At 39.4% G+C, this 12,073-nt stretch carries 17 protein-coding genes; 7 read left to right on the top strand and 10 right to left on the bottom strand.

The features are described from left to right. Positions 1 to 39 precede the first annotated feature (39 nt). On the top strand, positions 40 to 954 hold the full coding sequence (locus PGRAN_RS02150) for an alpha/beta fold hydrolase (RefSeq protein WP_036064694.1): 915 nt from the start codon (positions 40 to 42) through the stop codon (positions 952 to 954). Between the two features lie 45 nt (positions 955 to 999). Here PGRAN_RS02150 and PGRAN_RS02155 read toward each other — a convergent pair whose 3' ends face one another. From PGRAN_RS02155 to PGRAN_RS02190, 8 genes are all read right to left on the bottom strand, one after another. Next, positions 1,000 to 2,247 (bottom strand): glutamate-5-semialdehyde dehydrogenase, encoded by a 1,248-nt coding sequence (locus PGRAN_RS02155; protein WP_036064696.1) that lies wholly within the window; start codon positions 2,245 to 2,247, stop codon positions 1,000 to 1,002. Beyond that, positions 2,244 to 3,071 carry a glutamate 5-kinase gene (proB, locus tag PGRAN_RS02160; protein ID WP_036064698.1) on the bottom strand — a complete coding sequence of 276 codons (828 nt, stop codon included), beginning with the start codon at positions 3,069 to 3,071 and terminating at the stop codon, positions 2,244 to 2,246. The genes PGRAN_RS02155 and proB overlap by 4 nt, the downstream gene beginning before the upstream one ends. Before the next feature lie 105 nt (positions 3,072 to 3,176). Continuing rightward, entirely contained in the window at positions 3,177 to 4,367 is a 1,191-nt protein-coding gene (locus tag PGRAN_RS02165) for a PrsW family glutamic-type intramembrane protease (RefSeq protein WP_036064700.1), read from the bottom strand. A gap of 156 nt (positions 4,368 to 4,523) precedes the next feature. Continuing rightward, the gene (locus PGRAN_RS02170) at positions 4,524 to 4,937 is read right to left on the bottom strand and encodes a helix-turn-helix domain-containing protein (protein WP_036064702.1); all 414 of its coding nucleotides are present in this window, start codon (positions 4,935 to 4,937) and stop codon (positions 4,524 to 4,526) included. Between the two features lie 287 nt (positions 4,938 to 5,224). Continuing rightward, the gene (locus tag PGRAN_RS02175) at positions 5,225 to 6,610 is read right to left on the bottom strand and encodes a recombinase family protein (RefSeq protein WP_036064704.1); all 1,386 of its coding nucleotides are present in this window, start codon (positions 6,608 to 6,610) and stop codon (positions 5,225 to 5,227) included. Continuing rightward, on the bottom strand, positions 6,607 to 7,407 hold the full coding sequence (locus PGRAN_RS02180) for a hypothetical protein (RefSeq protein ID WP_036064706.1): 801 nt from the start codon (positions 7,405 to 7,407) through the stop codon (positions 6,607 to 6,609). The genes PGRAN_RS02175 and PGRAN_RS02180 overlap by 4 nt, the downstream gene beginning before the upstream one ends. A 52-nt stretch (positions 7,408 to 7,459) precedes the next feature. Beyond that, positions 7,460 to 8,254, bottom strand: coding sequence for a hypothetical protein (locus tag PGRAN_RS02185; RefSeq protein WP_036064708.1), 795 nt, complete (start codon positions 8,252 to 8,254; stop codon positions 7,460 to 7,462). 68 nt (positions 8,255 to 8,322) lie between these two features. Further along, positions 8,323 to 9,192: a helix-turn-helix domain-containing protein gene (locus PGRAN_RS02190; protein WP_036064710.1), complete on the bottom strand. Its 870-nt coding sequence runs from the start codon at positions 9,190 to 9,192 to the stop codon at positions 8,323 to 8,325. 316 nt (positions 9,193 to 9,508) lie between these two features. Here PGRAN_RS02190 and PGRAN_RS02195 point away from each other — a divergent pair, with 316 nt between their 5' ends. Then, positions 9,509 to 9,709, top strand: a complete 201-nt coding sequence (locus tag PGRAN_RS02195) for a hypothetical protein (protein ID WP_036064712.1) — start codon at positions 9,509 to 9,511, stop codon at positions 9,707 to 9,709. A 46-nt stretch (positions 9,710 to 9,755) separates the two neighbouring features. Here PGRAN_RS02195 and PGRAN_RS02200 read toward each other — a convergent pair whose 3' ends face one another. After that, the gene (locus PGRAN_RS02200) at positions 9,756 to 10,121 is read right to left on the bottom strand and encodes a helix-turn-helix domain-containing protein (protein WP_036064714.1); all 366 of its coding nucleotides are present in this window, start codon (positions 10,119 to 10,121) and stop codon (positions 9,756 to 9,758) included. Positions 10,122 to 10,264: 143 nt separating this feature from the next. Here PGRAN_RS02200 and PGRAN_RS02205 point away from each other — a divergent pair, with 143 nt between their 5' ends. Further along, entirely contained in the window at positions 10,265 to 10,486 is a 222-nt protein-coding gene (locus PGRAN_RS02205; RefSeq protein ID WP_036064716.1) for a helix-turn-helix domain-containing protein, read from the top strand. 65 nt (positions 10,487 to 10,551) lie between these two features. Continuing rightward, positions 10,552 to 10,848, top strand: a complete 297-nt coding sequence (locus PGRAN_RS02210) for a hypothetical protein (RefSeq protein WP_036064717.1) — start codon at positions 10,552 to 10,554, stop codon at positions 10,846 to 10,848. Here the strand turns inward: PGRAN_RS02210 and PGRAN_RS02215 are convergent. Next, positions 10,831 to 11,058: a hypothetical protein gene (locus tag PGRAN_RS02215; protein WP_036064719.1), complete on the bottom strand. Its 228-nt coding sequence runs from the start codon at positions 11,056 to 11,058 to the stop codon at positions 10,831 to 10,833. The genes PGRAN_RS02210 and PGRAN_RS02215 overlap by 18 nt on opposite strands. A 68-nt stretch (positions 11,059 to 11,126) precedes the next feature. Between PGRAN_RS02215 and PGRAN_RS02220 the strand changes: the two genes are divergently transcribed. The 3 genes from PGRAN_RS02220 to PGRAN_RS16710 are packed head-to-tail and all read left to right on the top strand — an operon-like array spanning position 11,127 to position 11,991. Beyond that, complete coding sequence (locus tag PGRAN_RS02220) at positions 11,127 to 11,663, top strand: hypothetical protein (RefSeq protein WP_036064721.1); 537 nt, start codon at positions 11,127 to 11,129, stop codon at positions 11,661 to 11,663. A gap of 12 nt (positions 11,664 to 11,675) precedes the next feature. Then, positions 11,676 to 11,825, top strand: a complete 150-nt coding sequence (locus PGRAN_RS16705) for a hypothetical protein (RefSeq protein WP_159101102.1) — start codon at positions 11,676 to 11,678, stop codon at positions 11,823 to 11,825. After that, complete coding sequence (locus PGRAN_RS16710; protein WP_159101103.1) at positions 11,818 to 11,991, top strand: hypothetical protein; 174 nt, start codon at positions 11,818 to 11,820, stop codon at positions 11,989 to 11,991. The genes PGRAN_RS16705 and PGRAN_RS16710 overlap by 8 nt, the downstream gene beginning before the upstream one ends. Positions 11,992 to 12,073 lie beyond the last annotated feature (82 nt).

Below are 12,073 nucleotides of genomic sequence, written 5' to 3' on the forward strand. Positions count from 1 at the left end.
GCTGTATAATAAATTTAGGATGGAAAGAGGAGGGATACGATGCACACAGAATTAAAAATAACGACACATGATAATTTACCTTTGCACGTACATATTTGGGAAGAGGTAGCAGATCCAATCGGCATTGTCCAAATCGTGCATGGAATGGCGGAGCATGGCGCAAGATATAGTCAATTTGCACGCTATTTAAACAGTCAAGGGTTCATTGCGATTGCAGACGATCATCGAGGGTTTGGTAAGAGTGCGTCAGACGAGGCAGGGCTTGGGCATTTACCTTTTCCAGACGGTTTTGATGCGATGGTATCAGATGAGGTTTCCGTTGCTGATTTTGTGAAAGCGCGTTATCCCGATCTACCCCATCTGCTTTTCGGACATAGCATGGGCAGTTTTGTGACACGTGTTTTGATTACGCAATACAAAGTTGATGCGACAGTCCTCGCGGGTAGCGGTTTGCAGCCAGATCCGCTTTTGAAAACAGGGCTATTATATGCCAGATTTAGAGCGAAGAAAAATGCGACGAGGCGTAGCAAAGTTTTGCATAAGTTATCATTTTACGGCTTTAATCATGAATTTGCGAAGGAAAAACACCCATTTAGTTGGCTTTCACGAGATCGGGAAGTTCACCAGGCTTATATGGAAGATCCGTTTGGCGGTCAAGTCATCGGTTCTTTAGGTTTTTATCATAGTTTATTGCGAGGTGTGGAGCAATCGCAAAATGAGAAGACGATTCGGAGTACGCCGAAAGAACTGCCGTTATTGCTTATTTCGGGGAGTAAAGACCCGGTAGGGCATCTCGGTAAGGACGTGCCCAAATTAGCGGTGAAATACGAACGGGCCGGTGTGGAAGATGTGACGCTGAAAATATACGAAGATGCCAGGCATGAGCTCACCAATGAAATAAATAAAGAACAGGTTTTTGAAGATGTTTCAGATTGGTATAGAAAACAGATATAACAAAAAAACGATGCTTGCAGCTTAGTGCGTAGCATCGATTTTTTGTTATTCGCGGATTTGACCTTCCCCATAAATGATATATTTTGTAGAGGTAAGTTCGTTTAATCCCATCGGACCGCGCGCATGTAGTTTTTGCGTACTGATACCGATTTCAGCCCCAAAACCGAATTCGAAACCGTCTGTGAAACGGGTAGATGCATTGACATAAACCGCTGCAGCATCGACTTGTTGGAGGAATTTTTGGCTGGTAAAATAATTATCGGTGACAATTGCCTCAGAATGTTTTGTGCCATAGTGATTGATATGCGAGATAGCAGCATCAACGCTTGTGACAACCTTAATAGCCAAAATATAATCGGCATATTCGGTTTCCCAATCTAGTTCCACAGCAGGGATGACATCAGAGACGATTGTGGCAACCGTTTTATCTCCGCGAACTTCCACTTTTTCGGCGCGGAGTTTGGCGATAATGGACGGGAGAAAATCAGCGGCAACACCTTCATGTATGAGTAGCGTTTCGGCAGCGTTGCAAACAGAAGGGCGACTAGCTTTGGCATTGACAATAATCTTTGTGGCCATCTCTAATTGCGCATCTTTATCGATATAAACATGGCAATTGCCAGTTCCGGTTTCGATGACAGGAACGGTGGCAGTTTCAAGGACAGCTTGAATCAAGCGTGCGCTTCCACGAGGGATGAGTACATCAAGATAGCGATTTAGCCGCATTAGTTCTTGAGCTGTTTCTCGCGATGTATTTTCAACAATTTGTACAGCATCTGCTGGGAATCCTGAGCTGGTAAGCGAATCACGAATGACACTTACTAAAGCAAGATTAGAATGGAAGGCCTCGCTTCCACCGCGTAAAATAGTAGCATTCCCTGTTTTAAAGCAAAGCACAGCGGCGTCTACGGTTACGTTTGGTCGTGATTCGTAAATGATGCCAATGACACCGAGTGGTACACGCTGTTTCCCAATTGTTAATTCGGCCTCGTTTTTCCACATGTGTATCACTTCGCCAATCGGATCAGCGAGGGCCGCTACTTGTCGAACTCCTTCTGCGATATCTGCCACGCGTTGCTTGTTAAGTCGCAACCGGTCAAGCATCGCATCGCGCACGCCATTTTCAGAAGCTTGCGCTAAATCTTTTTCGTTAGCTGCTAAAATAAGGTCGGTATTCGCGATAAGTGACGTAGCTAGATCAGATAAGGCCTTATTTTTTGTCTTTGTTTTTGCTTGAGCTAGGGTTAGCGCGGCTTCTTTTGCTTGTTTTCCCTTTTGAATCAGTTCGTTCATATTCTATTTTCCCCCTTCACTAATTGCTTTGTCGCAAAAAGCGTGCCAACAGCATCCCCATTTATGATATCAAAAATAACACTCGGATTGTTCCCGTTTGTTAAAACCATTTTCCCGCCATTCTTCAATACTTTTTCAGCAGCGGCGAGCTTTGTAAACATACCACCAGTTCCAAAAGCAGAACCTTTTCCCCCAGCAAGCGCTTGTAGTTCGGGTGTAATTTGATTAATCTCTGTAAACATAGTGGAATCAGGGAACTCATTCGGATTACTATCATAAAAACCGTCGATATCAGATAACATAATCAGTAGGTCTGCTTGAATGACCTCGAGTACAATTGCAGATAAACGATCATTGTCGCCGAATTTTGTTAAGTGTTCAATTTCTTCGATAGCGACGGTGTCATTTTCGTTAACGATAGGGACAATGCCTTTTTCGATGAGCATATTGAAGGTGTTGATGACGTTTTTACGGCTGATTGGATAATCGATCACATCGCGTGTTAACAGGACTTGGCCGACAGTATGCCCATATTCACCGAAAAACTTGCTGTAGATATGCATCAGCTCACTTTGACCCACGGCTGCAATCGCTTGTTGTTCTGGAATGGTGGTGGGGCGTTCGGGAAGTTGCAATTTGTGACAGCCGACACCAATGGCACCAGACGACACAAGAACCACTTCTTTTCCTTCGTTGCAAAGGTCGCTGAGTACCATTGCTAGTTTTTCAATAGTGCGTAAATTTACATTGCCATTTGGATACATCAACGTACTTGTACCGACTTTGACGACGATCCGTTTGCTATTCTTTAAAGATGCACGCATAGGGACGATTCTCCTTTTTTAAGTCAAATTATATCCATTCATTGTACACTATTTTGAGGCACAAAAAAACCCATTCTAGCAAAAAAGATAGAATGGGTTCGGAATTTACGCTTTCGTAACTTTTTTAGCTGAGATTTGGCGTAACCCTTTATTGATAAGGTAGAAAATAACAATCCAAACGACCACGATGAGTAGAATTTGTTTGAACGCAATCTGTGGTAGCGGATTCCATGGGCAATCCCACAGGAAGTGAAGCCCGATTGGAATGATGAAGAGGCTTAAGAATTTGCCGCTAAAGATGTGGCGCATTTTTAGTTTCGGATCAGATCCCATGGCAATCATAAGTGCTGCTCCGGAAATCGCTGCCCAGACAACATGCCCACCAATCGACTGCCAACCGCGAGAGAAAATGATATTTAGCATCGTATCACCAGCGAAATGAAGATTTTTAAATACGGCTGCGGCTTCGATACTGTAATTAAATGCATAGCCGAGCGATTCAAAGGACGCGAAACCGGCACCAACAGCTGCCCCGATAAGTAAGCCGTTCAAAATATATTTTGGTTTCAATGCCACGATGAAGAGGGCGACAATCACCATTTTCCCAGTTTCTTCAATAATTCCAACTAAGAAGGCATTGAAATAGTTCAGCTTACCAACAGGAATTAAATCGTATAAGATGAGCGTGGCAACAAGTGCCGCAACACCACCAATGAAGAACATCTTCAGTACATCGAAGAAACTAATATTCCGCGGTGCATTGATTTCAAAAAACAGTACAAGAACAGAAAATGGTACCGCGAACGACCCGATTACCATTAATCCGGGAATGGTATTGGAGTTGGAAAAAATATAAGTACAAGCAAGTAACAATAAATAAGTAATAGCTAGCGCAAAAAATACGCGAGAAAACAGAAATGGTCGCGTCCATGAAGATGCAATATCTTCTTCTTTCGGCGTTGTGTAAATCGTTCCGGCAATAAAAACCTTCTCACTATCTGATTTAGGATGTTTCTTAAATATATCTGAAAAAACATCTCCTAAACCTAAATGTTGGGCGCCATTTTTTTCATGAGGATGGTGATTGGTGTTCTTTGCAGAGCTTGTGTGGGCATCGGTTGTATGGTGTAAAGCTTGGAAAATGGGGCTATCTTTTAGAGGAATCCATGTGCCGTTCTCCTCTTGCTTTACCTTTGTTTCATCTGTTAACTCCTTTCTTTTGTAGAGTGTTCTGAGTTCATAATCTGTCAGTGGACCAATTGTCTTGTCATTTTTTTGAAAAAACCAATGAGACAAATGGATCGCCTCCCTTATTTATATTTATAGTCTCTCCCTCTAATTCCACAAAATGAATAGGTTGAAACGTCATAATTAAGAAAAAACGAATTTGTTTTTGGTTTAGAATGTTTGTACAAGTTGGCTTGGTAAGGTGTCCTGAAAAAGCAATTGATTTTACTCTTGTTCCTCAGTCGCTTGATTCAACGCTTTCGCTTGATTTAGTAAAAAGACGATTGTATCATCGATAAATTGGGTGACCTCTGGACGAACAGTTTTCGCATCTAGTTGTATACTCTCCTCGAAACGAATATTTTCCCGTATTTTTTCTAAGGATTTTGCGATGTCGAGATTCTTTTCGAGTTCGCTCGGTTTGTAATCTGAATCATCTTTTTGCCCGATTAAGTAATCCACGGAAACATCAAATACCATGGAAATATGGCGTAACATTTCGATATCAGGCTCCCGAATACCGTACTCCCAATTGCCGTATGTTGATGTGGCATTTAAGCCGAGCCTACGAGCGGTCTCTACTTTGGACCACCCCTTCTGTTCTCTTAAAATGGTCAAACGATTTTTTAATTTCGACATTTTATCACTCCTTTTAGAAAATATTATACCACAACTTACACAATACAGCTATTTTATTACACAAAACGAATTATATTGATTTGACATCAACTAATAGAGTTGATATTATAGGGTTATAAACACAAATTGAGTAGAATGGAGCGATACACATGGCAACAGCTACAGACAAGAAAATCAATTGGGCGAAAGTGAGAAAGAAGAGAGAGTCTCTAGGTATTTCGCAAGCGTTTATTTCAAGAAAAATGGGTTACAAATACAGTTCTCTTTAGTTATCGAATATACAGAGATTAATAGAAGTCAATTTTAGTGATAGTAGCGATGTTATCAACCTTTACATAATGAATATCTTGAATAAACATATTAACAAAGTCTTTTCGCTCCTCGATAGTAAGCTCTTTCCAGTTCTTCTTTATATTCTTGACTATGTTTTTGATTGCAATTGCATCGAATGATTTTTCGGAAGTAGGGATTTTTTTCGGGAGTTCTGCTTCCAGTTGATCCAATTCGGATTGCGTTTCTTTCATTAGCTTAGAAAACTCGTTATCCTCGATCAAGTCGAGGGCCCATCCTTTTTGATATTTCTCACGTTTTTTTGACAGGTTAACAATTTGCCTCTCAATTTTCAAGGTATTGTTTTCTTTCTTTGCTTCGTTTTTGATTTCGAATGATGATAGGCGGAAGCTGCCTATATAATCATCGAATGCTTTTAATAACTTACGTTCAGAAATGCTAGTATGAGTATAGTAAATTTTGCAATTAGGACACCTGTAGTCATTGTTATAGCGATCTTGGTACTTCGTCCGTGTGCATACCATTCGATAACCGCATTCTGCACATACAATCTTTCCAGCGAAGACATGAGTTAAAGCTCGCTTTCTCGAACTGACATGGCCAGTTCTGGCTTTAAGAATGTTTTGCAGTTCTAAGTATTCTTCTTCTGTGATTATTCCAGGATGAGTATTCTTGAACACTTTACCTGCCCAGCTGGTTGCTCCATAGAGGGCATGGTTTTCGAGTATCCGCTTGAGGGTAGTATTCTTCCAGACGGTGTTAGAGCGCCTTGTTTTAACGCCTAGATTGTCTAAGTAAGTACAACATTGTCGTATAGAGTAGCCTTTTTGCAATCGATCTACAAGCTCTAAAACAAGAGTTGCTTCTTCTTCATAGATAACTAGAACTCCGTCTTCGCCTTTCTCAAAACCAAAGGGAGCAAGCGGAATGTATTTACCTTGCCGCGCTCGTTCCTCCATCCCGAAACTAACACGCTCAGAGGTGTTTTCTCGCTCGAATTGAGCGACGCTGCTTATAATTGTGATAAAGAACCTACCCATTGCAGAAGATGTGTCGTAGACCTCCGTAGCGCTCTTAAAAGAGCAGTCGTATTTATCAAAGAAGTTAAGCATGTTGTGCAGATCCACGACGCTTCTTGTAAGGCGATCAAGTTTATAAACCAAAACCGTATCAATTAATCCTGTTTCAATGTGCTTAAGTAGCGATTTGAGTAGGGGACGTTCCATATTTTTTGCAGAGAGGCCTTCGTCTACATAGAATTTAAATTCGCCCCAGCCTTGTGCGATACAGTATGCTTGTAATTTTTCACGCTGGGCTGAGATTGAGAAGCCTTCTTTGGCTTGTTCTTCAGTTGATACGCGTATATATATTCCTACTGTCATTTTATTATTCCCCAGTCTCTAAGATATTCCAACTGCATAGCAGGGCCGAAATTCAATGAGTTTTGGTAACTATTAAGGATACTCTCAAGATTAAAATCTATATAAAAAGGTGTGCCATCGTCATTCAACACGCCGCCACCCATATGGGTAATAGAATACCAAGTGGATCCAGAATGATGCATTGTACTGATTTTCTCTTCTTTCAGCAATCTGATATGTTCTTTTTCCTCAAAATTAAACAGGTAATAATAGTTTTTTTTGAAGAAGAGGTTTATATCGAACGATTTTTTGTAGTTTTCTTGTATCTCATAAATAAGTTCTAAAATTGTATAGCAAGCTTTTTCGGTCTCTTCTTTTGTCGGGAGGATTGTAGAGTGAACAAGCCTATTTCTTACTGTTACAATTTCTGCAAAAGCTCTCTTGCTGAAAGGAGACGGTTTTTTGAAAGTAGATAGGTGGGCGGAATTGAAAGCGCCGATGATTTCTTGACTAATTGTAGAATGCTTGAAGTTTTTTTCTATAACTTCAAGTGGAATATCTTCATGTGTGTATAAGTAGTATTTGACAAAATCTAATCTAAATGTTTCTAGGGCTTTAAAAACATAGAAATAAGCTACATTATAGTCACCAACTAACAGGGCTAACATAGATTCATCAATATAAAAAGGGTAGTTTGTAATTGTATTAATGAGTCTGAATTTGTGCCCTTCGGGGCATTCGATATCCCTATATTGCTCCGTGAAATATGGCTCCTTAATAAGTTTGTGGCATTTCGGGCAATTTGTGAATTGTTCCATCTCAAAAACTCCTTTTCGTTTTTATGTACAAGAAAAGCCCCGTAGGGCGATTCTAATTGTCTTTTACTTTATAAGTTTTCACATCGAGCATAGATGATTCAGCCATTGTTTCCTGATTAGGATAAGAAAAAGTGATGAAAATCGTATCTCCATCCATATTCATATAACCCATGATCCTACTTCTAATTTCTGGACCATATGTGTCTGCAACTTTTTGTTTTACGGCCTCGTCTTCATAAGTTAGATCTGGATTAACTGTAACTCTAACATGATCCCAAGAACCATCAAATTTTTCGATATTGGAAAGCAGATCGCTACTTCCAGAAATCAATTTTTGAAATGATGTGTCCAACTCAGGACTGAGGTCATCCTCCGAACTTGGTTCATCAGGTTCAGGCTCTGAGGATTGCTCAGGCGCGCTATAATCTTCAACAGTATCAGATGTCGAAGTATCATCCGTATACGAATCATCAGCATCTTCTTCGGACGCCTCGCTAGAAGCAGAATTATCTGTTTCAGGTCTCTCAGTATAGGAAAGGGCGCTGAAAAAGAAACTGAAGGATAGCAGGATGGCAAAGAAGTTAATTGTAAAAGACGATATTTTTTTAAATTTAATGATTTCTAACTGACTCAGTAAAAACAAGGTACTCGCAGCTGCTCCAAAAAACCAGAAAGCATAGCCTGCAAAAGAAGTTATGCTTGCACCGATTAACCAAAACAGATAGACTGCAAGAATCGAGGAGGCTAGATAAACTAAATTCCTCGACCTGTATTTCTTTTTAAAGCTCATACATGCAAAGACAACTACAGACACAACTGATAGAAAAAATAAAATAGAATTAAACATAAAGCTGACCCCGTTTTTTCATTTCTTTCTCTCCCTTAATGTTTTTATATAAACGCTATGCGTAAATACTAAATTAGCACTTTTTCTTTAAAGAATGTGTTCCAGTCGTTTTCTAGATCAGCAGCATGCTCTGGTCTTCGCATTTTTATATATATTTCCATACAATCTAAAACCTCGGCCTCCGCGTCTAAATTGCCTTCGAGATAATCAATGATGGCCAAATGAGCATATGCATCATTCTCAATCGTAGGCTTGTCATATTTTTTACAAAGCGGGATAGCTTTATTGAGATAATTTTTTGCTAAGTCAAGTCTGTTTCTGTGGGTATAATATTTTCCTACATTCGTGTAAAACGTTGCGTCAAAATTAACGTCCTTACTATAATCAAGATAATAAACCATCCTGTCCTCTATTCTTTTTACCATCTCAGCACCGAGGTCGACAGGAAAAATGAAAAAAAGCTTTGACATAATAAAAAGTTCTTGGTAAGTCCAATCTGGGCGAGGATTAAGAATATCCCAAATCCTCCTAGCAGCAGGGCTCTCTACATCGTAGGTGTTTTGTTGAGTTATTTTTAGATATACATCTTCTATGACATACATACAGTATGCGATAAAGTCGTTTGGGTTCTCCTCCAAATAAGCTATCATGTGTTCTAAAAGCTGATCTCCTTGCAAACGGTCTATTGAATTTTTTGTGCTAGTAAAGCTGAAAAAGATATCATCAGTAGGAGACAGTTTATAATCATGTTGAATATAAACGAACTCTCGTAGAGGCATCTTAAACTCTTCAAGTATATTCAACAAAGTATTTAGTGTGATGTTACTTCGTGAGGATTCAAGATTTGCTATGCCCGCCTGAGTGATGCACTTAAAATCTTCTTGTCTCATACCTTTCATTTTCCTTATATGTCTGATAGTCTTTCCAACAGTTTTCATAGTAAACCCCCTTAAAATATTTATATGTGGTAGGAAACAACAATTTTTTGCCAGGATTTGATAAGATATAGGTGAGGAGGTGAATTATTATGAAAAAACTGAATAAAATGTTTTATGGAAGCAAAATGGTTGCGATACCAGCTATAACAATGATTATTGCCGCGTTTATCAATATTCATACTTAAGCACAAAAAAACGAAGTCAACTTCCCCAATCTCGCCGATTGTAAAAAGAAAAAGACTTCGTACAACGGATTATAACATTTGCCTAATAAGAAAAACAAATAATTTCAGATGAGATAGTCAGGGGTGAGCTTATGATAAACATTGGAGATGATGCTTTATCAGTGATACTAGAGAACATAGAAAAAGACAAAGAACTTTATTTACAAATAGTCGAGGAAGCTCCCAAAAATGAAAAAATGATTTGTGCTTTGGAAAAATTGGGTGTAGCAGAAAACGATATGCCACAGTTTGCAATATTAATTGCAGGTATGGCTATATCGTATCACTATTAGTAGCGTTTTGATTATCCAACTATCTACAGAAATGTGGATAGTTTTTTTATTGTTCTTTTTTATGCTCTTCCTGTAGGACTTCAGAAAGTTTTTTTATTCTTTCTAGGCTTTCAGGATTCTTTTCTATTAAATCGAAAAGCCATTGATGCATATCTCGATCCTTCACAATATCATCTATAGAATTGTAAGTCTTTTCTTCAATTTTGATATTAGGATCCTCAGTTCTTCCTAATAGATAGTCAGTACTTACATTGAATGTGTTTGCAATTCGTTGAAGAGTTTCTAAATCAGGGTTTCTAATGCCCGTTTCGTAACCAGAAACAGCGGCTTTAGAAACATTTATTTTTTTGCCAAGTTCGCTTTGAGTCAAGCCACTTTCTTTCCTAAGTTGTTTCATGCGTTCTATAAACATGGACTCACCGCCTTCAATAAGAGTATACGTCAACATATAGTTGATTTCAATTAAGTTTGCAAAACGTTGACATTTATGTTGACAATCAACTAAATGTGTATTATTATAAAGTCAACAACTAGTTGACAAGAGGAGGGGAGAACATGCAGTTACAAAATTTAAAGAAACTGAGAGTGTCTAGGAAGCTCACATGTCAAGATGTAGCGGATCAGATCGGAATCACAAAAAACTACTATTGGATGATTGAAAGAGGGGATCGTGGCTTATCTTATGAACTCGCAGTGCAGATTGCTCAGGTATTCGATTTAAACCCAGATGATATTTTTTTAAATAATGAGTCAACTAAATGCGTACCTAGCGATTAATAATTTAATCATACACCACACCAAAGTAGCACGCGCACAGAATTTGATACAAGGAGGGATGAAAGATGAAAAATCGTAACAAGGCGAAAATGCGAAAACAAGTTGTTCGTAAGGGTTATTTCAAAGCAGGAGATTGTATCGAGGTTAGTGGAAAATTATTCGGCCTGGTTGTATCAGCTGATTCGAAGATAGTTGGGGTTAAACGTTTTGCTCATAGTGGATTAGGTCTTTTCATCGAAAGAAACACAACAGCATACTCCAACGAGGCTAAGCACTACGAAAACAGTTACTGGATTCGTAAAGTACAAGCCCCGAAGGAATATCAGCATATGAGTGTAGGTGTCCTATCGGTCAACCTTTAAAGAATTAACCCATTCGCTTTGAGTAATTGGAATAGCATAGACTTCTGTAGGGTACTCGGCTGTTTCAAAGTCATTAAAAGTTACACCTTTGATTAGAAAAAAAGAGTTACTGGAGTTAAAAGCAATCGTTTCACCAGCGACAGGGATTCTAGGAAAATCCTTTGGCGCGTTAGTACCATTTGCTAAATCATGAAAGAAAACAGTGTGCATATGTATCACCTCCCAACAACTGGATTATATCAAGAAAAGGGAGATAGCACAAAATAGGGGGTCACAAATTGAAAACAGTAACATTAAAAAAATCAGCGGAAGCGAGCGAGGCTATGAAACATGTGAAGCACATACCGCAAAAACAACTAGCAAGCATGATGCACACAAGCCGAGCGAATATCTCGCACTTAAGCACAGGTAAACGAAAGATGCAGCAGGACATCGCAGAACAGGCGCTAAAGACAATTGAAAATGGAAGCTTCGCAGTAGCGTTGTTACATCGATTCAGCGATGGAGTAACGGCGCCGTTACTAGACGGTACAGCAATAGACCAACACCGACTCGCATTCTTGGCAATGTTCGAGAATGAGACAGAAGAGTTCGCCGAAGTGCAACACAGACTCACATTAACACTAGCGAAAAATCCAGATCAGTTGAATCAGGACGAGAAAGAGCAGATAAGGCAGTTCATGAACGAGTTGATAGACGTGTGTACGGTCGCTAACAACGCATTGTTTAACTTAGCTCAAGTATACAATTTAAGCGTCAAGCGCCTCATGAATGACAGAAAGGCTGAATTTAAAAAATTTCATTGGATTAATTAGGAGGCGAATACGTTGGAACAAGATGTCACACACGAAGGCGTACCAGAACACTTGCATCAAAAAATGGCTGAGTTCTTCGCACATACATCGGCACCAAGAATCTTGGCTAGACAGGAAAAAGAAAAATTGGAGAAGGAAAAGGAGGAACTGGCACATGCTTGAGTACTTACTAGGAGGATTTATCGCAGGTTTCATGCTAGCAATGATTTACGGAAACATCTTTTTAAGCGACAAAGCGAAAAGAAAGGCGGATGAATATGACTCTACCACTTTGGATAGTAATCATAGCGATACTGTCGTTAGTCGGAGCAATGACAATCGTGGATAAGATTCGTAATCAGGTCAAGGAAATAAAACGAATTGGGTTTGAATCGTGGTACATGAGGTGGTTCAATGCTTAGCGGTTACGA

This window comes from Listeria grandensis FSL F6-0971 (genome assembly GCF_000525835.1).
Taxonomy (GTDB): domain Bacteria; phylum Bacillota; class Bacilli; order Lactobacillales; family Listeriaceae; genus Listeria_A; species Listeria_A grandensis.